We start from the raw sequence: 20,213 nt of genomic DNA, 5'->3' as shown, positions 1-20,213 counted from the left end.
ATGAGAGTGTCACACAATTCTTTGTTCAAGCATTTGTGGATAAAAATCGGGGAGGATGATGTGTCAGGGTTTTCTGCCCAGCTCGCCTATTTTTTTCTGCTCTCATTGTTTCCCCTCCTAATTTTCTTGGTGACGCTCCTTCCCTATTTGCCATTAAGCAGGGAAGATTTACTTGGTTTTGTTCGTGATTTCGCCCCGGGCAACACGATGGCGCTTATTGAAAGGAATATTAGCGAAATCATGAATAGAAATGGCAGGCTCCTTTCTTTTGGGGTTATTGCGACGCTTTGGTCTGCTTCCAACGGGCTAAATGCAATTGTAAAGGCATTGAATCGCGCTTATGATGTTGAAGAAACCCGTTCGTATATTGCAGCTAGAGCGATGGCGATCTTTTTGACGATCGCGATGATGATCGTCTTTATTGTCGCGTTGCTTCTTCCTGTTTTCGGCAAGGAAATCGGCCTGTTTTTATTTTCAGAACTCGGATTGTCCCACGAATTTTTGGCTGTCTGGAACACGTTGCGATGGGGAGTCAGCACGCTGATTTTATTTATCGTGTTTACGGTTCTTTATTGGCTAGCACCCGCCAAAAAAATAAAGTGTGTATCAGCGGTCCCGGGCGCTGTTTTTGCTGTGATCGGCTGGATTTTAGCTTCGTCGGCTTTTTCGTACTATGTTGGGCATTTCGGCAACTTTTCATCAACCTACGGCAGCATAGGCGCGATTATTGTCTTAATGATCTGGTTTTATCTATCAGGATTTATCATCATGGTTGGCGGACAAATCAATGCTTACTACAGTAAGCGAAATGAAGGTTGTTAAAGCTCAGCTCAGTAACTGGGCGGGGCAAGTGACAAGAAGGTGGATGCTTTATGATTCAACATTTCGGCACGAAAAAAGGCTGGTTCAGCATACCAGCCTTTTTATTTTCAAGATTTTAACAGCCTTAAGCTATTCAAGATGACCAGAATCGTGCTGCCTTCATGGCCGATTACGCCATAGGGAAGGTCGAGGAGCTGTAAAAAGTTAGAAGCTATTAACAGCATAATAACTGTAATTGAAAAGACGATATTTTGTTTGACGATTGTATTCATTCGTCTCGAAAGCTCGATCGCTTCTGAAATGCGGGGCAGATCGTTCTTCATCAATACAACATCCGCTGTTTCAAGTGCTACATCGGTCCCTTCACCCATCGCAATTCCGACGTTGGCTGTTGCCATAGCGGGCGCATCGTTTATGCCGTCGCCAACCATGGCAACATTGCCGAATCTCTTTTTCAGCTTTTTCAGCTCTTCTACCTTAGTCTCGGGAAGACAGTCGGCAATATACTCATCGACATGGCTTTCTGCCGCAATCGCGACAGCTGTTTTTTCACTGTCCCCGGTCAGCATTATTGTGTAAACTCCGCCTTCTTTCAGGCTGTCGATCGCTGCTTTTGTCTCGGCCCTGACGACATCCTTTAAGGCAAAGGCAGCGACAATTTCTTCGCCGGCTTGAAGAAATACAATCGTTTTCCCCTCACTTGCAAGGTTGCGGGCTGCACCATCAGCAAAGCTGTCGGCCGCTGTATTTCCAACAAAGTCTCGTTTTCCAACCTTCCATTCTGTAGTTCCGATGGAAGCTTTTACACCCCAACCGGCTACATCCTCAAAACTTTCCGGCTCAATCCACGCATCTTTATGATATTTTCCCGCATATGCGACAATCGATTGTGCGAGGGGGTGGTTAGAGTGTTTTTCAATAGATCCGGCAATCTTCATGGCTTCCTCTCTGCCGAATCCCTTTTTGACAATAACATCTGTCACCTCAGGCTTTCCTTTCGTCAAGGTCCCGGTTTTATCAAAGGCAATTGCTTTTAAATGGCTGAGGTTTTCAAGATGGACGCCGCCTTTGAAAAGAATGCCATGCCGCGCGCCGTTCGAAATCGCCGATAATGTAGCCGGCATGATCGATGCCACCAATGCGCAAGGAGAGGCTACAACAAGTAAAATCATCGCCCGGTAAAAAGTTTCATTCCAGCTCCATCCAAGCAAGAAATGAGGGAGTATCATCATTAAGACAACGACAGCAAGGACGACCTTTACGTACGTACCTTCAAAGCGTTCGATAAATAATTGCGAAGGTGATTTTTCACTTTGCGCCGATTGAACGAGCTGGATAATTTTTTGGAAGAGCGTTTCATTGCTGGGCTTCGTAATTTCTACCGTGATCGACCCATTTAAATTAACGGTCCCGGCAAAAACTTCATGACCGGGCGTTTTCGTGACAGGAATCGATTCACCGGTAATCGCTGCTTCGTCGATCGTTGTTTGTCCTTTGTGGATTCTTCCGTCGGACGGAATTCGTTCACCCGGCTTGACTAAAATGTGATCGCCGACGCTCAATAAGGAGACATGGACTTTTTCCTCTCTGCCATTAGAGATTCTTAATGCTTCTTCGGGCTGCAGTTCCATTAAAGCAGAAATTTCGTTTTGGCTCTTATTTAGTGTATAAGTTTCAAGAGCGCCACTTACGGCAAAAATGAAAATTAAGATTGCCCCTTCAGCCCAGTAGCCGATGATCGCTGATCCAACAGCCGCAAAAATCATCAGCATTTCCACGTTCAATTCTTTATTCTCAATCGTATCTTCAATGCCTTCCTTGGCCTTTGCAAATCCACCGATAATAAAAGCAAGCAAATAGATAACTGCCGAGGAGCTCCCGTTATCCAGCCGTTCCAGCAGCCAGCCAGCACCAATCAAAAATCCGCTAAAAATCGCGGCTATTAATTCGGCATGGGGCTTTATTTTTGTTAATATGCTCTCCTGCTTCACCTCGTATTTTTCACTGCTTAAAGCTCGTGCGTCCGGATTCATCATTTCTCACACTCCTGAGTTCTAATTGAGAAAAATAATCACAATCAATTGCCCTATAAAACGACGAAAGCTGCCATCTTCATGATGACAGCAGTAAAGCTCAAGGTTAAATCGAATTATTCTTTTGTTAAAATTATTTAAATCTATAGTATCATACGGAGCATGAAGCTGAAAAGTATAAAGTTTAAAATAACCGCATCGACCCAATCCAATTTTTAAAATTAATATTAAACATGTATTGTTTTCTCAATAGATTTGGCAGGACGAAAAACAGCAAGCCCGATAAATATAAAAAGAAGCATAAAACTGATTACATAGAAGAAACTTGAGCCGGGCAAATATTTGATCGCCAGTCCGCCAATGAAAGGTCCAGAAATACTCCCAAAGCTGAAGAAAATTCCGCATAAAAGGTTTCCGGCCGGCAGCAGCTCTTTTGGCAGCAGATCGGCCATATAGCTGATACCGAGAGAGAAAGTTGATCCGAGCAACATACCCGCTATAAAGAAACAGATAAACAGACCCGTCGTAGATTGTTCCATCATTCCGGCCGCACTAAAGCTAATAAACCCGGATATCATCACAAAAAGCAAAACATTTCTTCTGCTGTATTTGTCACTTAAGATGCCGAGCGGCAGCTGGAAGACGATTCCGCCGACTGCAAAAGCGGGCAGGAGAATCGATACAGCACTCAACTCAATCCCGGATCTTAATGCATAGACGGGGAAATTCCCGTTAAGCGAAGCCTCTAAAAACCCATAGCCAAAGGTCGGGAGAAAAGCTACCCAGGCATATTTCCATACTTGGCCAAATCGCGTAAATGTCCCCAAAAAAGAGGTGGTTCCGATTGCCTGATCTGGCAGTTCATTTTTAAGCAGCCAGACCGTCAGCCAGGCAGCAAAGCTTATCAGTGCTGCAATGATAAACGGAAGCGATTCATTGACCTCAATTAATCTTGTTATCAATGGCCCGGCAGCAAAGCCGAGCCCAAAAAAAAGACCGTACAAAGATATATTTCTTCCCCGCTCTTTTTCGGGCGAAAATGAAGTGATCCATGTTTGGGTGCTAAAGTGAAGCATATGATCACCTATACCAACAAGCAGCCGAAGAATAAACCAGAACCAGAAGGATTTCCAGACAGGAAACAACGCAAGTGAAAGCGCAACAGCCAGGCCTCCGATGAGAATAAGCGGCTTGTAACCATATTTTCTTAGCGGGCTTTCCATTAATGGCGAGGCAAGCAGAATCCCGATATAGAGGGCGGTTGCATGGAATCCGTTCAAGGAAGACGACATTCCGTCCCGTTCAAAAATAATCGCGACCAGCGGAAGCAGCATTCCCTGAGAAAAGCCTGAAATAGCGACTATACCAATTAAAATCCAGAAACGCAGCGTTATATTATTTTTCATTATGTTATTCTCCAAAGTAAGAATCAGTTCCTTAAGAAATGTTAACGGGAAAAAGCGTTCTTTGCAACAAAATAAAATGAGTCGGGAATGCGCCTTTCTTTTCGGCAATAAAAAAATAGGGTACTCTCTTAATAGAAAAAGCTTTTATCATCGAAACGGGGTGTCAAGGATGGAGTTTAAAATGAAAGAATCGGGCTTTTATAGTGAATTTGCTTTTGGAAGGCTGGATGTTTCCGGAAATGAGCAGCATGGTTTCCGCCCCTTCCAGTTGATGGTTTCCGCCCTGGCGGTATGCAGCGGAGGCGTTTTGCGAAGTGTTTTAGAAAAAATGCGCATTGAAGTATACGATATAACAATCGATGCAGATGTACGAAGAAATGAGCAGGAAGCGAATAAAATCGAAGCAGTTCATCTGCACTTTCGAATTTCCGGCAAAGATTTAATTGCAGAAAAAATTGAAAAAGCAATGAAGTTAACTGAAAAAAATTGTCCAATGGTTCAATCTGTCAAAGGCAGTATTCAGATCAACGAAACTTTCGAAATAATAGACAACCATTAATCACAAACAAGACTCCGGGCAGGTTATGTCCAGAGTCTTGCTTTTTTCAAATGTATCATAATTGTAATTTGAGGTTCTAATATTTAAGAGTAACTCAATCGCTCGATTGTCAGTAAGCATCACCAACCTTCATTTGTTATCGTGTACTAGTGACATTTAACAGCTTCAGGTGTTTTTGCCTCCTTTTTTTAAAATAAGCGAATGATGACTACCCTCCTTTTGTTATATTAAGTTCATTATAAGCTTTTGTGATAAGTTTGTAAATATTCTGATTATTAAAATATGATTACATTTGATAAAAGAGATTTAAAAATAAATATGGATAATATATTCCCACTCCGAAAAAACTAACACCATAACTTAGTTAATGGAGGAATAGTTGAAAGGAGTCGACATCATGAAGAAATACTTATCCATTTTGTTCATTTTTCTCATTTCGATATCGGTCTTTTTACCCGCTGCATTGGCGGAGAAAGAAAAAGAAAAGGCCGCGCAGCCCCAGCAAAGTAAATACGTTATACCGGGTGCCGTTATGAACATAACAAAGGAAAACACGTACCCAAATCCGGCACAGGACATGCCTTTCTTGCAGCCGAGTGAACTGACTGAGAAACTGATTGATTCCACAAAAATCAAAATTGAAAATCCCGAGCTAGTCCGAATTCTCAACGAAACTACGATTAACAGTACTCCTTTCGCAGTCGGTTATCGTGCAGTCATTTACCTTGGCCATTGGCCGCTGAATTACGAATCCACGGAAACGGCCCCAAACTGGGAGTACCAAAAGATCAATACGAACTACTTCGATAACCGGGGCGGGAATACCCCGTATCAAATGCACTACGTTCAGGAAGCCCAAAAGGTCGTGAAAGGCGGGTTAACAGCAAAAGTGCCCAATGCTGAAGAAGTGAAGGAAATGATGCTTGTCAAGGCAACGAAAAAAACCAATTTACCGCTTTCGTTTGAAACAATCGTCGGGGCAGCGACGAAAAAGGACCAAATTTACAACATCCCTGCCAACCGGCTTGGTTATTTGTATGCCCATGCTTCGGCAGTCAATGAAAAAGGGAAGGTTACTTACGGGGAAGTTTATATCATGCTCAAAGGCAATAAAAAGACGCTCGTAGTAAAGAATATTGTCTCACAGGGCATAGGTGCATGGATACCTGTTCAAGATCATGTCTCATTCAGTTTTGTCGCTTCTGAAAAACCGCGTTAAACAAATGTAATAGATATGGACAAGAGAAAGTGCCCTGGCGCACTTTCTCTTTTTCAGTTTATAACCTCTGTAAACGGGGAAATAAACTGATAACTGACCATAAAGGAGGAAATATCATGGCGCAAAACACGATGGATACTGAAAAAAACAGCAAGCTGTTAAAAGGAATCATTCTCGGAGGAATTATCGGAGGAGCTGTTGCGTTAATGGACTCCCCAACTAGAAACAAAGTAAAAGGTACGGTAAGCGGTTTAAAGGACTCCTCAATGCAAATGTACGAGGAAGTGAAGCAAAATCCAGGTGAAGTGAAGGACCAAATGATCAATCAATTCAAACATGCTTCCAATACATTAAAAGAAGCGATTCGCGATGCTCAGAGTTTATATGAAAAAGTGAACGAAGATGTTTTCAGCCGTGTCGGTGAAGTCAAGGAGATTTCCAATGATGCAATGTCAACGGCCAAACAAGCGAAGAGTGAATTAATGGGAATTGGCAGCAAGGTAGTGGAAGCCGGTTCAGAAATAATTGAAAATCCGGTTAATGCTGCAAATTCTGGATCAAACAATAACATGAGAAACAGCTCTTCCAATAGCAACAGTGGCATGAGTAATTCGAGCAATACTGGCAGCAGCAGTACCAGCAGCACAAATACCAATGTTGGTTCTGGCAATCAAAAAAGCCATACCTTGCCACAAGGAGCAGGTAATACAAAAATAGTTCCACCGGGCAAAAATAATTAATGGACAGGCCCAAAAAGCAGCGATCACAGGATTGCTGCTTTTTAATTTGGAGAATGCCAAGAAAAAAGTTCCGTGCAGCGAAATTAACATATCACCCAGTATTTATCTTGTTTTAGGCAAGATGGGACCGGGTATTTAACTTTAACTGTCACTTTCTTGAAAATGGAGGAATTAGCGATGATGAATAACACAGATAAGTCTTTTATAACCCGCAGCAAACGGGCATCAATCGATAGAGAAACAGCAAAAGGCCGCACAGGGATGGTTGCCTCTGCACATCATCTTGCAACAGATATTGGAGAAAAAATTTTAGAATCCGGAGGAAACGCGGTCGATGCGGCTGTTGCTATCCAATTTGCTTTGAATGTGGTCGAGCCAATGATGACCGGGATTGGCGGGAGCGGATTCATGATGGTCCATCATCGCGATTCAAATGAAACAAAAATTTTTGACGGACATACAAGAGCTCCAAATGCGGCTCATCCCCGGATGTTCCTTGACGACAACGGGGAAGTCATTCCATTTAAGAAGAGATCAACGCATGGGACAGCGGTCGGAATACCGGGCATACTAAAAGCGATGGATGCGGCCCTGTCGGCGTATGGTACGAAACCTTTAGCCGAACTGATCGAACCATCCATCGAACTGGCCGAAAAGGGAGTTGAAATCAACTGGGTGTTTAAGGATGCGCTTGAGCATTTCCATTATCGGTTAGGAAAGCATGCCAAGAACTTTTACCTTCCTGACGGTAAAAACCGCAAGGAAGGCGAAAAGTTAATGAAAAAAGAGCTTGCCCACACATTTCGAGTCTTGCAGGACAAGGGGATCGCCGCCTTTTATGAAGGTGAGATCGGGGAAGCAATCATCACTGCCTTAAAAGAATCGGGCGGATTCATGGAACTCGATGACTTGAAAAATTATCAAATCACGATCGATGAACCAATGTGGGGAGAATATAAAGGATATAAGATCGCCTCATCAAGCCCGCCAAGTGCCGGGGGATTGATGGTCATCCAGATATTAAAACTGCTTGAAAGCTTTCAATTGGAGCAGTACGATTCGCGTTCATGGGAGAAATATTATTTGCTTGCTGAAGCAATGCGGATCGGTTTTTCCGACAAAGTCACTTATTTTGGTGATCCGGAATTTGTTGATATGCCGGTAAAAGGTCTGATCGATGACAGATATATTGAAGAGCGGAAGAAGCTGATTAATTTTGAACGAAGAAACGACGCCATCGATTTTGGCAACCCATGGAAATATGACAAACCCGGGAATCATCATTATGTCAGCCAGCCTGATGATATCGAAAAAAGCGAAACCACCCATTTTACGGTAACGGATCAATGGGGAAATATTGTTGCCTGTACTTCTACAGTTGAACATCCATTTGGATCGGGAATCATGGTACCGGGTTATGGATTTGTACTCAATAATGAATTAACTGACTTCGATACAGAACCAGGCGGGCTTAATGAAGTGGAGCCCGGAAAGCGTCCGGTCAGCTGCAAAAGCCCGACGATTATTTTTAAGGATGGCTTACCTTTCTTGACGCTTGGATCACCGGGAGGACCAACGATCATCGGATCTGTATTCCAAACGATTATTAACGTGATCGATTTTAACATGGATTTAAAGGAAGCGATTGAAGAACCGCGCATCATGGTGACAAACGGTCCGTTGATTGAGTGGGAAAAAGGAATCAGCATGGAAAGCAAAGGGACTCTTGAATCGATGGGCTTTGAATTTGCTGACGACCCCCATGTGATTGGCAATGTCCAAGCAATCCAATTTGATCAGAAAACCGGAACCTTATATGGTGTTGCAGATTCCAGCCGCGAAGGAAAAGCAACCGGCTTGAACTAACAGTCCTGTCCTCACATTTAGACTCCTGAAAAGTTTCCGTTGCAGAAATGCCGAATGTTTTGTAGGATTGAAACGGTAATGAAAGGAGAGATTGTATTGGGCAGCCCAATTGATGATAAAAATCAGCAGATTGCTTTTTTGAAACAGCGTTTAAATATGTTTATTGAAGTCCTTGATGCGATTGATCCCGGCGAGGCCGATATTGAAGATATCGACCGCCTGCTTGCCATCATGGAAGAACTGGAATCAAAGTGCCGGGAATTTAAAAACCGTGAAATTGGTTCTGAGCAAAGATAAGCTGAAAACCCCTTGCCCGAGATTGGCAAGGGGTTTCACTTTAAATAATGTTGGACTTTCGTTTTGAAAAATCAATGTTAGGATAATAGCTGTTTTTAACAAGAACATTAGGCCCGAGACATTTTACAGCTGGACAATGGCAGTTTAACTGCGAAGCAAGGTCGGATTTTAGCCAGTTGTTGTAGGCATCCACCAAGCTGTCTTCTTTTATGTTGCCAAGTGGAGGAGTGTCGCCAAAATCCGTGACAATCACATCACCTGTAAAAATGTTGACGTTTAATCGTGAACGTCCGTCGGGATCATTGCGGACAGTTACTTTTTCTTCTTTGTAAAGCCTTGTTAACAGTTCTATATCTTCTGTGTTACTGCTGCAAGCATAAAAAGGAAGTGTCCCGAACAGCATCCAAACCTGTTTATCGCGAAAATCGAGCAAGCGATGAATCGCCTTTCGTATTTCCTCCAATGTTAACACTTCTAAAGTGGAGGCAAAGTCTGAAGGGTACATTGGATGCACTTCATGCCTCTGGCATTTCATTTCTTCAGTAATTTGGCGATGAATATTTTCAAGATGAGGCAGAGTTCGTTTATTAAGCATCGTTTCGGCAGAGACAATCACGCCTGATTCAGCTAAAGCGCGGCTATTATCAATCATTCTTTGAAAAAGAGCTTCTCTCTGCTGCACCGTCGGTTTTCTGTCCATCATCGCAAATCCGCCTTCAACAAAATCAACAACGGTTCCCCAGTTATGCGAAATATGTAGTACATCCAAGTAAGGCGCGATTTGTTCATAGCGGCTTAATTCAATCGTTAAATTTGAATTGATTTGTGTACGGACTCCTCGTTCATGAGCATATTTAAGCAGCGGCAGTACATAGTTTTCGACCGACTTTTTTGACAGCATCGGCTCACCGCCGGTAATGCTTAGCGAACGCAGTGCAGGAATCTCGTCCAGCCTTTTTAAAAGCAGGATGATTGGAAGGCCATTCGGGTCTTTTGGTTGGAGCGTATAGCCGACCGCACAATGCTCACAGCGCATATTGCATAAAACCGTTGTAGTGAATTCAATATTGGATAATACTTGTTTTCCATGCTCCTCAACATCCATATAAGCTTCCCATGGATCAAAGAGCGGCGATATCTGTCGCTTTTCGGTTATCATTTGTCATTCTCCTCGCATAACTGCAATCCTTAGTCATTATTGAATTAAGATGATTAGATGTCAATAGTTTTACATTAAAGCGGAATCCGATTTTACCGAGGAGATACTAAGGCATGAGTACAAATTCCGACATACGAGCTGCTTCTTGTGGAAAATAATGATCGGCTTGGGAGAATTACGAGTGGATCTTGAGATTTACGAGCGGATCTTGAGATTTACGAGCGATTCCCAAATTTTATGAGCAAACCACCGATGATGAGAATTTCTTAATCAGAAGCAAACAAGCTGAAATCGCTTGCAGTCAATATCTTTAAATTGCCAGTTGATAGGAGTATAATGAAAAAGAAATTAAGTTGCCAAAATTCGAATTATTTCTGGTATGGGGAGCAAAGGGAAGGGGAATTGACATGAACATAGCAGCGTTTCAAGAAAGTATGTACAAGCTGATCGTCGAGACATCGACAAAGCTTCCAAGGGATGTAAGGCGGGCAATTAAGTCTGCAAAAGAACGGGAAAATGCGGGAACAAGATCGGCAATGAGCCTCGATACCATCGCCAATAACATTAAAATGGCCGATGACAATGTATCTCCGATTTGCCAGGATACCGGCTTGCCGACATTTAAAATAAAGACACCGGTTGGTGCCAACCAAATCGAAATGAAAAAAGCAATCCAGGCAGCAATCGCTCTCGCCACAAAGGACGGTAAATTAAGACCCAATTCAGTTGATTCCTTAACTGGGGATAATAGCGGTGACAATCTCGGTGCCGGCACTCCTGTCATTAAGTTTGAGCAATGGGAAAAAGATTATATTGACGCCCGCCTGATTTTAAAGGGCGGCGGCTGTGAAAATAAAAACATTCAATACAGTCTGCCATGCGAACTGGATGGTTTAGGGCGTGCCGGCCGGGATTTGGACGGAATCCGAAAATGCATTCTACATTCCGTTTACCAGGCGCAGGGCCAGGGCTGCAGCGCTGGATTCATCGGTGTCGGCATTGGCGGAGACCGCTCATCAGGCTATGATCTTGCCAAGGAACAATTATTTCGGTCCAATGATGACGTAAACCCAATTCCAGAGCTTCAGCAATTGGAAGAGTACATTCTGGAAAATGCCAATAAGCTGGGGATCGGCACAATGGGCTTTGGCGGGGAAACGACGCTCTTAGGTTGTAAAGTAGGTGTTATCAATCGGATACCAGCGAGTTTCTTTGTTTCAGTTGCATATAACTGTTGGGCGTTCCGCCGTCTTGGCGTGTTGATTGATCCAGAAACCGGGGCCATAAATGAGTGGCTGTACCAGGAAGGAGATTTAATCGACTTTGCGGAACAGGAGGCTGCGAGCGAAATTGCCGCGGCGTCCGAAGCTGCAAACGAAGTAATCACACTTGAAGCTCCGCTTACGGAAGAAAAAGTAAGACAGCTCAAGGTTGGCGATGTTGTCCGGATTAACGGCATGATGTACACCGGCCGCGACGCGATCCACAAGTACTTAATGGACCATGAAGCTCCGAGGGATTTAAATGGACAGATTATTTATCATTGTGGACCAGTTATGCTCAAGGATAATGAAGGCAAATGGCATGTGAAAGCTGCCGGCCCGACAACGAGCATTCGTGAGGAACCTTACCAGGGAGACATCATGAAAAAGTTCGGAATTCGTGCCGTGATTGGCAAAGGCGGTATGGGGCCGAAAACACTGGCAGCTCTTAAGGAGCATGGAGGCGTTTATCTGAATGCAATTGGAGGCGCCGCCCAGTATTATGCCGACTGCATCAAGTCTGTTGAAGGTGTAGATCTCATGGAATTTGGCATCCCTGAAGCGATGTGGCACTTGAAGGTAGAAGGGTTTACTGCCGTGGTTACCATGGATTCCCATGGAAACAGTCTGCATGAAGACGTTGAAAAGTCTTCACTTGAAAAGCTTACGCAGTTTAAAGAGCCTGTTTTTAAGTAAAAACGATCCAAGAGGATGGCGCAAGTTGCTGTCCTCTTTTACTTTTGAAAAAAAACGGCAGTTTCCTAAACAAGCGTAAGTCTGAATGTTTTTTTTCGAAAAACAAACACTAAGGAAAACATTTGCGGAGGATGAAAATGAAAACCAGTTTAAGAACACTTTTGATTCTGACACTCCTGCCATTGATGTTTCAAAATAGTGCAGCTGCCGAGACGGCGAACTCCCCGATTCACTGGGGAATCAAAAGGGCTGCAAACGAGATTCCGGCAGAAGCAGGTAAGCCACTCGATCAGCTGCTGGAAAGGTATGATGCTTTTTATAAAGGCGATCCCAGCAAAAAGGATATTTACCTTACTTTTGATAATGGCTATGAAAATGGCTACACGGGCCAGATTTTGGATGTATTGAAAAAAGAAAACGTACCCGCTGCCTTTTTTATAACCGGACATTATTTGAAAACCGCCCCCGACCTGGTGAAGCGCATGAGCGATGAAGGACATACGATTGGCAATCATTCTTGGCATCATCCTGATTTAACGAAGGTGAGCGACGAACGGCTCAAGGAAGAGCTTGAGACAGTAAGAAGCGCAACAGCAGAGCTGACCGGAAAAAAGCAAATGGTCTATTTGCGTCCGCCACGCGGTATTTTCAGTGAGCGGACACTCGCGCTCGCCAAACAGGAAGGCTATACACATGTTTTTTGGTCACTGGCGTTTGTTGATTGGCAAACAAACCGGCAAAAAGGGTCAGACTATGCCTACAATAATATTATGAAACAAATTCATCCTGGAGCGGTGTTGCTGTTACATACTGTGTCAAAGGATAATACCGATGCTTTGGAAAGCGTGATAAGGGACTTGAAAAAACGCGGATATACATTTAAAAGCCTTGATGATCTAAGAATGGAAATGGTGATACAAGAAAGGATGCTTTACTAACTAAAGAACCCGATATTTTGAAACTCGCCTCAGCACCGGCGAGTTTCATTTTTTTATGCGCCTGACACGATATCGCTCATAAAAAATGCTATAATACGGGGAAACTGATAAAGGACGGATGGATATGGAAACGTTGAAGATTGCAGGCCCGTATAATTTTGACCTTGTGCTGGACAGGCTTTCGCTTGATCCGTTAAATGCAGTCAACAAAGATAAGCGTGCTGTCAAAGTCCCGATGTTGATCGAGCGCGAGCCAATTGTCGCAGACGTAACTGCTAGAGGCACGGTTGATGAACCTGAGTTTCATATCTCGGGCTTCGAGGATCACCATAAAGCACAAGCCATAGCGAGATTGTCTGCAATCTTTCAATGGAATACTGCTTTGATGCAGGTTCATGAGCATTTTTTGGAAACGCAACTGAACGATTTGTTTGTGACCCACTACGGAACACCGCTTGTGCTAGATTTTGATCCATATAGCTGCTTGCTAAAATGCATAGTTCATCAACAATTGAATCTTTCTTTTGCACATACACTTACAGAACGCATGGTCAAAACCTTTGGATTTGAAAAAGACGGGGTTTGGTTTTATCCTCAACCTGAAAGGCTGGCGGCTCTCGAGACGGAGGATCTTAGAGCTTTGCAGTTCAGCGGTCGCAAAGCGGAATATGTGATCGGAATTGCCCGGGAAATTGTCGAAGGCCGGCTCGATCTTTCTGAAATTGAAAAGTTGCCAGATGATGAGATTATGGCAAAGCTGATTAAGCTTCGCGGCGTCGGACCATGGACCGTGCAAAATTTCCTGCTGTTTGGACTTGGCAGGCCAAATCATTTTCCGACTGCCGACATTGGCATCCAGAATGCATTGAAAATATTGTTTGGTCTCGACCGAAAACCAACTCTCGAAGAAATGGAAGACTATAAAATCGGCTGGGAACCTTATTTAAGCTATGCTTCGCTTTATTTGTGGAGGAGCATTGAATAGTACTGGAGCTGTACATCATGAAAAATGAGCAAACTGTTAAACTAAAACTGAATCAAACTTTCCCGCTGACGATTAAGCGGCTCGGAATTAATGGAGAAGGCGTCGGATACTTCAAGAAACAAGTAGTATTTGTACCGGGCGCTCTCCCGGGAGAAGAAGTCGTCGTGGAGGCAACCAAGGTCCATCCGAAGTTTGCTGAAGCGCGAATCAAGAAAATCCGTAAAAAGTCGGAACACAGGGTCAAACCGGTCTGTCCCATTTACGAACAATGCGGAGGCTGCCAGCTTCAGCATTTGCACTATGACCAGCAATTAAAGGGAAAACGTGATATCGTTGTTCAATCCCTTGAACGACACACAAAACTGAAAGTTGACGAGCTTGATATTAGAGAAACGATCGGTATGGATGATCCATGGAATTACCGGAATAAAAGCCAGTTCCAGGTCGGGGAACGCGATGGCAAAGTACTTGCTGGGCTATACGGCTTAAACTCGCATAAGCTAATCAACATTCAGCAGTGTGCCGTTCAGCACCCGCAAACGAACAACGCGACAGAAATCGTCAAAGGTGTCCTGCAGGATTTGAAAATCCCGATATATAATGAAAGAACCCGAAAAGGCGTCGTCCGGACAATCGTGGCGAGAGTTGGAGTGCAAACTGCTGAATTGCAGATCGTGCTCATCACCGCAACGGCCGAGATCCCCAAAAAAGATCTTGTCATCCAGGAAATTCTCAAGAGGCTGCCAGATGTAAAATCGATTGTCCAGAATATCAATGGTGAAAAAACCTCGGTGATCTTCGGCAACAAAACCGAAACATTGGCCGGCAAGGACTTCATCCAGGAAACGTTGGGCGAGCTGTCATTCGAACTGTCAGCCCGCACCTTCTTCCAGCTCAATCCTGAACAAACGGTCGTTCTCTATAATGAAGTGAAAAAAGCGGCAGCCCTCACCGGTAAGGAAAAAATCGTCGATGCTTACTGCGGAGTTGGAACAATCGGACTGTGGCTGGCGGATGGAGCGGCAGAAATAAGGGGAATGGATGTCGTCCCGGAATCGATTGAAGACGCGAAGAAGAATGCAAAGCGCCATGGAGTGGCCATGCCACATACGTGACAGGGAAAGCAGAAGACCTCCTGCCAAAATGGCTGAAAGAAGGCTGGAAGCCCGATATTATCATCGTCGACCCGCCACGCACCGGCTGCGACCGTCAATTTTTGCAGACAGTATTGAAAATAAAGCCGAAAAAATTGATTTACGTTTCTTGCAATCCTTCTACACTTGCCAAGGATATTGATTTCTTAGGCCGGGAATATAAGGTTGAGTACATTCAGCCTGTGGATATGTTTCCGCAGACGGCGCATGTTGAGTGCATTTCACAGTTAGTTTTAAAAAATGATTGAGGGGGATTATAACCCCTCAACCTGTGCAAACTTGTAGTAAATCTTAACATCTTTGTTTTCGGTTACTTCGATTTTATCAACGAAACGTAGTAACATCTCGGATGTTAACTTGTTGAACTGTAAAAACCCTTTGAGTTGTTCTATGATGGCAGAGATTTTACTTGTTTCTTGACTTTCTGCCATCTCCTTCTTTATCTCTGCTTTTTCTAATTCTAGTTGTTGCAGCTTTTCTTGTACCGTACCCACAAAGTCATCATAGTCCTGTTTAGATATATCCTCGCTAATAAACTTTTGTAAGGCATTCCGCTTTAATTCTATTTGTTTCTGAACTTGTCGTTCGATAGACTCTAGTCTAGACTCGTTCTTTTTTGCGGTAGCCTTGACTTTTTTTTCAATCCTATTTTCTAGGTTTGGATGGTCTAAACTATTAGACATGTTTTTGAGGTCATCAAGGATTATTTCAGTTAGTTCTAGTTCCTTAACTGCATGGTTAGTACATGCTTTATTACCATGCTTGGCATAAGTACCACAAATATAACCTTTACGGTTGGCACGATACCACATTCCATTTCCACATTCAGAGCAGTAAGCGATATTAGTGAAAAGGTGCTTTTTCTTTCTAGTACCGCCCCGACCTCTTTTAGCTTTTTGTTCAAGTAGCTTTTGTACTTGCTCAAACACATCTCTTGAAATGATAGGCTCGTGAGCATCAGAAATGGTTATCCATTCGCTTTGGTCGTTTACTTTACGTGTCTTATTAGTCACGTTCATAGTGGTTTCTCTGCCTTGTACAAGGTCTCCTACATAGTGGGGGTTCTTTAATATTTTCTTGATAGTAGAACCTTGCCAATATAGACCTGCATTAGCTTTCTCTATTAGTTTGGAAGGTGTTGGAATATCTTTATTTGTGAGATACCTTGCTATTTTGTTATGCCCCCAACCTTCTAAATACTTGTCAAAGATGTCACGTACAATATCTACAGTGTAGTCATCTCTAAGAAGTAACTTATTCTTATGAAGGATGTAACCATATGGGGCAATACTCCCCATGAATTTTCCGCTCTTGTATTTCATTCGATAAACAGACTTTATACGGTCACTAATTCGTTGACTTTCACTTTCATAAATCCAAGCATAAAGTCCGAACATTGCTTGTTTTGAGTAGTCTTGTGTATCAACTTTCCCATCTAAAGTAATTAAGCGAACTCCTTTTGTTTCTGCAACTCGCTTTAGTTGATACAATAATTCAACGTTACGACCTAATCTGCTTAATTCCTTCGCTACAATTACATCAAATTCCTTGTTCTCAGCGTCTTGTATGAGTCTTTTTAACCCCTCACGATTGTCAGTAGTACCTGTTTGAACATCTGTATAGAAGTCTTGTAGGTCAGCTTGATTTTCCGTGATGTAGTCTAAAATCATGTGCTTTTGATTTTCAGGTGACTCTTTTTGACCCTCACTGTTAGTTGAAACTCGAATGTATCCTGCTATTTTCATTTTTGTCGCCCTCCATTATTGATGGCGACTATATCTACTTGTCTATCATTGTAAGCGGCAGATACAATCTTTTCAATTTCTTTCTCTAATTGATGAACGATTAATGATTTAAAATCCTGTGTCCCTGTAAAAACTCGTTGAATATTCATATTATCTCCCCTTTCAACCGTAGCAATCGTTCTATGTTGGGGATTAGTTGCGATAATTTTTTCAGTTTTTGTAATTGATAGAAGTTACTAGAATTAGGTCGAGTTAAGTATTCAACCTCGTATGTTGTCTGATAGTCCCGATGTTGTGTCATATCCTGAAAGTAATTGGTGAAAATGGTGGTTATATTTTCCTAATAGTGGTATAATGGACAAGGATTTTATTACATTAATATTACAAAAATTAGGGGGATTAATGATGGCTGAAAAGGTAAAGGTAAAGAAACCATTTTATAAAAAGTGGTGGGTTTGGTTAATCGCAGTTATTATCGTTATAGCTATTGCGGGTGGCGGTGAAGATACAGCAGAACAAGCAAGTACAGAACCTGCTGACACTGAAACAAGTTCTAATGATACTGCTAAAGAAGAAAACAAGGAAGAACCTAAGGAAGAAGAAAAGAAAGCGTTTGGTATGGGTGAAGAAGTTGCAGTTGAAAGCCTAGCATATACAGTGAACGGTGTAGAAGAACTAACAGAGATTAAAAGAGAGTATATGGACAGTCTTACTACAAGCGGTAAATTTTTAATCGTTGACCTTACTATCAAGAACAGTGATAAGAAAGCGAGATTTATTGATAGTGAGATGTTTAGATTAGTAGACGCTGACGGAACGGAGTTCAGTTCAAACACAGAAGCGGATATGTACATTAACAATGGCGATTTAGGTTTCTTTATGCAAGAAATTAATCCTAAAATGGACATGACAGGTAAGGTAGCTTTTGAAGTACCTGCTGACGCTACTGACTTACAACTACAGGTTTCAAGTGGATTTGGTTGGAGCGGTGGAAAATACGAGGTTATTAATCTTAAATAATCATCTAGGCACTTCTTTTTATAAGGAGTGCCTTTTTAAATTAACATACGAGGTGGTAAAAGTGAAAAGAACTACAGAGTTTGTTTTAGGTTTGCTTGGTGGTATTTTTGGGTTTGGTGGGTCATTTTTTGCTTTGTTTGTAGGGGTATGGTCAGAAGAGATTTCAAATTTAGGAAGTATGGCTTTTCTGTTCTCGATTTTAGCTATTGTAGGTTCTATAGTAGTTAAGTTCAAAGCTAAAATTGGTGGTTGGATGTTGTTAGTAAGTGGAATAGGAATTTTAATCTCAATTAGTTTATTCGGTGTTTTACCTGCATTATTATTAGTTCCAGCAGGACTAATGGGACTTCTTAGGAAGGACAAGAACAATAATATAGAAGTACAAGCATAAGGGTCATTTTTAAATTGGTGTACTTGCCCTCCGCTCCGCTACGGTCAAGGTACACAGGTCACTCGCTACGCTCGTGCCCTAATGTAGTTCTGCTTTATAATGGCATGTAAAAAGACTTTATCATTAGGGGAGCGGAGCGACCCTGTTAATTATAGGTGTGTATCCACGTAGCAAAGCGGAGGGGATACTCACAAATATTAACCCATTGTTTTATAATTTATCTAAGAATAAAGAGTCAGTGTAAAACAGAAAGACCTAGAACCCCTTGTGGCTCTAGGTCTAACAAGCATTTTTACTTAGTCTAATAGGGACGGCTTTTCCTGTACAGAATACCTAAAACAGTCGGTTTTACTCGTACGTACAAAACACTCTTTTAGGTTAGGATTAGCAACCTTTTAAATGTTCCTCAAACATTGCCCTTAAACCTCTTGTATAGTCGTCCTGTCCGTCACTATCCTTTCTATACATTAGGTCAGGATATACATAATACAATAAACTACCACAACTCTCAGTAGTCATAATTAAGCCTTTCTTTGTCAGACTCTTTACAATCTTAGTAAGTTCATCAGGGTTATGATTAATAGCTTTGGCTAAATCACCTCTATTCATTTTCCTGATGACACTAAAATCTTTCTCGTCAGGGTTATGACAAAGAAAACACTTTTCAAAGTGGAAATAGGGCAAAATCTTATAAAGAAACCCTAACTGATTAAGCGGCAGCTCATCCACAATTATGCTTAACCGTCCCTTTAGTAGCTTTGTAAAAGGTTTCTTTAATAATTTCCCCATACAGTGGAAGTTTTCATTAATGTAAAAGACTTTTGAACGCCCTTCTTTAGTTGGAATAAGTATAGAAAGGTATTCTAGCCTTTTTATTATCTGTTTTGTCTGTGTTGACCCCCTACCTAGTATTGCTTGTATGTCTTTTTGATATAAGGGTTTACCTGCGTTGGATAATTTCCCTTTGCCATTCTGCTTTAAGTAGTGAAGTAGTTTCATAACCGCTCCACCTTCTGTTAATGAAAGGTGTTGTGTAACTTCCATTATAGGGTCATGGTAACAGGCAACAAACGGAATGATGTTCTTCTTCCTGTAAACGGTTCTTTTTTGTCTTTCCTCCCATGCCCTTTTTTGTTCCTCTGTCACGTAACTAGCTACATTAACAGTCTCACCTGTCAGCGTGTTTTTCATTGGAATACTCATTTTAATAATAACCTCCTGTATTGTCATAGTCCCTTTAGTAATCGTTGCATGTGTTATAGTAGTTGCGTAAAAAAACCCACCGTAAGGGCGGGGGATTAGATTTCAACGCCATCAGGTAAAGCGTCCTTTATGTCGTTATCTGAATAGCCTTTATCTCTCAGGTAATCTACTAAAGAACTGATTAGAACTAAGTAAGGATAGCCTGAATATCTCCTATCCTCATAAGGCTTTGAAATGGCGGTTAGTTGATGTAGTTGTATCTTTGTCTTAACCCCTTCAACCGTAAATACAATGTTAAACTTTTCAAGAACTCTAGCAGTTTGTTCAAGGGTAAGAGTATGAGATAGATTTTTTATAATCATTTAACCTCACCACCTTTTAAAAAGTTCTCTAGTTCTTCCTGAATAACCCTAATTGAACCTCCGATTTTAACGATTGGAATTTCTCCGTTCTTAGCAAGTGCATAGACTTTGCATTTTGATAGTTTCAGTATTTCAGCTACTTCATTAACAGTAAGTATTTTCATATAATCCACCTTCCAAGTTTTATTTGTTCAATATCAATATAAGAAAGAAATAAAAAAATCTAACAAAGAACGTAAAACAGAATATATTTGTCTAATTCTGATAAAATTAGACTGGTAAGTCTGTTGTACTGTAAACGAGCACATTATTTCAGGCTCTATTTTTCACTTTAATCCCGAAAAAAATCTGAAATA

19 protein-coding genes and 1 pseudogene are annotated in these 20,213 nt (G+C 42.0%); 12 read left to right on the top strand and 8 right to left on the bottom strand.

Annotated elements, in window-relative coordinates:
• Window positions 1–6: 6 nt before the first annotated feature.
• Window positions 7–822: a YihY/virulence factor BrkB family protein gene (locus CU635_RS15340; RefSeq protein ID WP_373270890.1), complete on the top strand. Its 816-nt coding sequence runs from the start codon at window positions 7–9 to the stop codon at window positions 820–822.
• Window positions 823–929: 107 nt separating this feature from the next.
• Here CU635_RS15340 and CU635_RS15335 read toward each other — a convergent pair whose 3' ends face one another.
• Together CU635_RS15335 and CU635_RS15330 are read right to left on the bottom strand one after the other, a co-directional pair.
• The gene (locus tag CU635_RS15335; protein ID WP_101578271.1) at window positions 930–2,855 is read right to left on the bottom strand and encodes a heavy metal translocating P-type ATPase; all 1,926 of its coding nucleotides are present in this window, start codon (window positions 2,853–2,855) and stop codon (window positions 930–932) included.
• A 227-nt stretch (window positions 2,856–3,082) separates the two neighbouring features.
• Window positions 3,083–4,261: an MFS transporter gene (locus CU635_RS15330; protein ID WP_101578262.1), complete on the bottom strand. Its 1,179-nt coding sequence runs from the start codon at window positions 4,259–4,261 to the stop codon at window positions 3,083–3,085.
• Between the two features lie 169 nt (window positions 4,262–4,430).
• Between CU635_RS15330 and CU635_RS15325 the strand changes: the two genes are divergently transcribed.
• The 5 genes from CU635_RS15325 to CU635_RS15305 all read left to right on the top strand — a co-directional run bounded on the left by CU635_RS15325 (window position 4,431) and on the right by CU635_RS15305 (window position 8,942).
• Window positions 4,431–4,820, top strand: a complete 390-nt coding sequence (locus CU635_RS15325) for an OsmC family protein (protein WP_101578261.1) — start codon at window positions 4,431–4,433, stop codon at window positions 4,818–4,820.
• A 397-nt stretch (window positions 4,821–5,217) separates the two neighbouring features.
• Complete coding sequence (locus CU635_RS15320; RefSeq protein WP_101578260.1) at window positions 5,218–6,039, top strand: YfkD famly protein; 822 nt, start codon at window positions 5,218–5,220, stop codon at window positions 6,037–6,039.
• A 116-nt stretch (window positions 6,040–6,155) separates the two neighbouring features.
• Complete coding sequence (locus tag CU635_RS15315; protein ID WP_180956572.1) at window positions 6,156–6,779, top strand: YtxH domain-containing protein; 624 nt, start codon at window positions 6,156–6,158, stop codon at window positions 6,777–6,779.
• Between the two features lie 177 nt (window positions 6,780–6,956).
• The gene (gene ggt / locus CU635_RS15310) at window positions 6,957–8,645 is read left to right on the top strand and encodes a gamma-glutamyltransferase (RefSeq protein ID WP_101578259.1); all 1,689 of its coding nucleotides are present in this window, start codon (window positions 6,957–6,959) and stop codon (window positions 8,643–8,645) included.
• A gap of 96 nt (window positions 8,646–8,741) precedes the next feature.
• Complete coding sequence (locus tag CU635_RS15305) at window positions 8,742–8,942, top strand: SE1561 family protein (RefSeq protein WP_101578258.1); 201 nt, start codon at window positions 8,742–8,744, stop codon at window positions 8,940–8,942.
• 40 nt (window positions 8,943–8,982) lie between these two features.
• Here CU635_RS15305 and yfkAB read toward each other — a convergent pair whose 3' ends face one another.
• Window positions 8,983–10,101 carry a radical SAM/CxCxxxxC motif protein YfkAB gene (gene yfkAB / locus CU635_RS15300; protein WP_101578257.1) on the bottom strand — a complete coding sequence of 373 codons (1,119 nt, stop codon included), beginning with the start codon at window positions 10,099–10,101 and terminating at the stop codon, window positions 8,983–8,985.
• Window positions 10,102–10,508: 407 nt separating this feature from the next.
• Here yfkAB and CU635_RS15295 point away from each other — a divergent pair, with 407 nt between their 5' ends.
• From CU635_RS15295 to rlmD, 4 genes and pseudogenes are all read left to right on the top strand, one after another.
• Window positions 10,509–12,059 carry a fumarate hydratase gene (locus CU635_RS15295; protein ID WP_101578256.1) on the top strand — a complete coding sequence of 517 codons (1,551 nt, stop codon included), beginning with the start codon at window positions 10,509–10,511 and terminating at the stop codon, window positions 12,057–12,059.
• 185 nt (window positions 12,060–12,244) lie between these two features.
• The gene (gene pdaA / locus CU635_RS15290) at window positions 12,245–12,997 is read left to right on the top strand and encodes a delta-lactam-biosynthetic de-N-acetylase (protein WP_245917491.1); all 753 of its coding nucleotides are present in this window, start codon (window positions 12,245–12,247) and stop codon (window positions 12,995–12,997) included.
• A gap of 124 nt (window positions 12,998–13,121) precedes the next feature.
• Window positions 13,122–13,982, top strand: a complete 861-nt coding sequence (locus CU635_RS15285; RefSeq protein ID WP_101578254.1) for a DNA-3-methyladenine glycosylase family protein — start codon at window positions 13,122–13,124, stop codon at window positions 13,980–13,982.
• A gap of 17 nt (window positions 13,983–13,999) precedes the next feature.
• Window positions 14,000–15,384, top strand: a pseudogene (gene rlmD / locus CU635_RS15280) (23S rRNA (uracil(1939)-C(5))-methyltransferase RlmD).
• Window positions 15,385–15,390: 6 nt separating this feature from the next.
• Here rlmD and CU635_RS15275 read toward each other — a convergent pair.
• Window positions 15,391–16,881, bottom strand: coding sequence for a recombinase family protein (locus CU635_RS15275; protein WP_101578253.1), 1,491 nt, complete (start codon window positions 16,879–16,881; stop codon window positions 15,391–15,393).
• Entirely contained in the window at window positions 16,878–17,030 is a 153-nt protein-coding gene (locus CU635_RS23395) for a hypothetical protein (protein ID WP_180956570.1), read from the bottom strand. Before CU635_RS23395 ends, CU635_RS15275 begins: the two co-directional genes overlap by 4 nt.
• A 256-nt stretch (window positions 17,031–17,286) precedes the next feature.
• On the opposite strand from CU635_RS23395, the gene CU635_RS15270 reads away from it, so the two are divergent.
• Complete coding sequence (locus tag CU635_RS15270; RefSeq protein ID WP_019155241.1) at window positions 17,287–17,901, top strand: DUF4352 domain-containing protein; 615 nt, start codon at window positions 17,287–17,289, stop codon at window positions 17,899–17,901.
• A 61-nt stretch (window positions 17,902–17,962) separates the two neighbouring features.
• Window positions 17,963–18,292, top strand: coding sequence for a hypothetical protein (locus CU635_RS15265; protein WP_019155240.1), 330 nt, complete (start codon window positions 17,963–17,965; stop codon window positions 18,290–18,292).
• Window positions 18,293–18,676: 384 nt separating this feature from the next.
• On the opposite strand, the gene CU635_RS15260 is transcribed toward CU635_RS15265, so the two are convergent.
• The 3 genes from CU635_RS15260 to CU635_RS15250 all read right to left on the bottom strand — a co-directional run bounded on the left by CU635_RS15260 (window position 18,677) and on the right by CU635_RS15250 (window position 20,021).
• Window positions 18,677–19,495, bottom strand: a complete 819-nt coding sequence (locus CU635_RS15260) for a hypothetical protein (RefSeq protein WP_019155239.1) — start codon at window positions 19,493–19,495, stop codon at window positions 18,677–18,679.
• Window positions 19,496–19,590: 95 nt separating this feature from the next.
• On the bottom strand, window positions 19,591–19,857 hold the full coding sequence (locus CU635_RS15255; RefSeq protein ID WP_019155238.1) for a hypothetical protein: 267 nt from the start codon (window positions 19,855–19,857) through the stop codon (window positions 19,591–19,593).
• Window positions 19,854–20,021, bottom strand: a complete 168-nt coding sequence (locus tag CU635_RS15250; RefSeq protein ID WP_019155237.1) for a helix-turn-helix domain-containing protein — start codon at window positions 20,019–20,021, stop codon at window positions 19,854–19,856. Before CU635_RS15250 ends, CU635_RS15255 begins: the two co-directional genes overlap by 4 nt.
• Window positions 20,022–20,213 lie beyond the last annotated feature (192 nt).

Source organism: Bacillus canaveralius (genome assembly GCF_002860125.1).
GTDB lineage: Bacteria > Bacillota > Bacilli > Bacillales > Cytobacillaceae > Bacillus_BJ > Bacillus_BJ canaveralius.
The sequence above is the reverse complement of the archived record's forward strand: the minus strand, read 5'-3'. Positions and strand labels throughout refer to the sequence as shown.

Bases quoted from the DNA above. Each gene is read 5' to 3' on its own strand.
- CU635_RS15285 (WP_101578254.1), top strand. From the start codon at position 13,122: ATGGAAACGTTGAAGATTGCAGGCCCGTATAATTTTGACCTTGTGCTG.
- CU635_RS15260 (WP_019155239.1), bottom strand. From the start codon at position 19,495: ATGAGTATTCCAATGAAAAACACGCTGACAGGTGAGACTGTTAATGTA.
- pdaA (WP_245917491.1), top strand. From the start codon at position 12,245: ATGTTTCAAAATAGTGCAGCTGCCGAGACGGCGAACTCCCCGATTCAC.
- CU635_RS15275 (WP_101578253.1), bottom strand. From the start codon at position 16,881: ATGAAAATAGCAGGATACATTCGAGTTTCAACTAACAGTGAGGGTCAA.
- CU635_RS15315 (WP_180956572.1), top strand. From the start codon at position 6,156: ATGGCGCAAAACACGATGGATACTGAAAAAAACAGCAAGCTGTTAAAA.
- CU635_RS15330 (WP_101578262.1), bottom strand. From the start codon at position 4,261: ATGAAAAATAATATAACGCTGCGTTTCTGGATTTTAATTGGTATAGTC.
- CU635_RS15335 (WP_101578271.1), bottom strand. From the start codon at position 2,855: ATGAATCCGGACGCACGAGCTTTAAGCAGTGAAAAATACGAGGTGAAG.
- CU635_RS15250 (WP_019155237.1), bottom strand. From the start codon at position 20,021: ATGAAAATACTTACTGTTAATGAAGTAGCTGAAATACTGAAACTATCA.
- CU635_RS15270 (WP_019155241.1), top strand. From the start codon at position 17,287: ATGGCTGAAAAGGTAAAGGTAAAGAAACCATTTTATAAAAAGTGGTGG.
- CU635_RS15320 (WP_101578260.1), top strand. From the start codon at position 5,218: ATGAAGAAATACTTATCCATTTTGTTCATTTTTCTCATTTCGATATCG.
- CU635_RS23395 (WP_180956570.1), bottom strand. From the start codon at position 17,030: ATGAATATTCAACGAGTTTTTACAGGGACACAGGATTTTAAATCATTA.
- CU635_RS15325 (WP_101578261.1), top strand. From the start codon at position 4,431: ATGGAGTTTAAAATGAAAGAATCGGGCTTTTATAGTGAATTTGCTTTT.
- ggt (WP_101578259.1), top strand. From the start codon at position 6,957: ATGATGAATAACACAGATAAGTCTTTTATAACCCGCAGCAAACGGGCA.
- yfkAB (WP_101578257.1), bottom strand. From the start codon at position 10,101: ATGATAACCGAAAAGCGACAGATATCGCCGCTCTTTGATCCATGGGAA.
- CU635_RS15295 (WP_101578256.1), top strand. From the start codon at position 10,509: ATGAACATAGCAGCGTTTCAAGAAAGTATGTACAAGCTGATCGTCGAG.
- CU635_RS15255 (WP_019155238.1), bottom strand. From the start codon at position 19,857: ATGATTATAAAAAATCTATCTCATACTCTTACCCTTGAACAAACTGCT.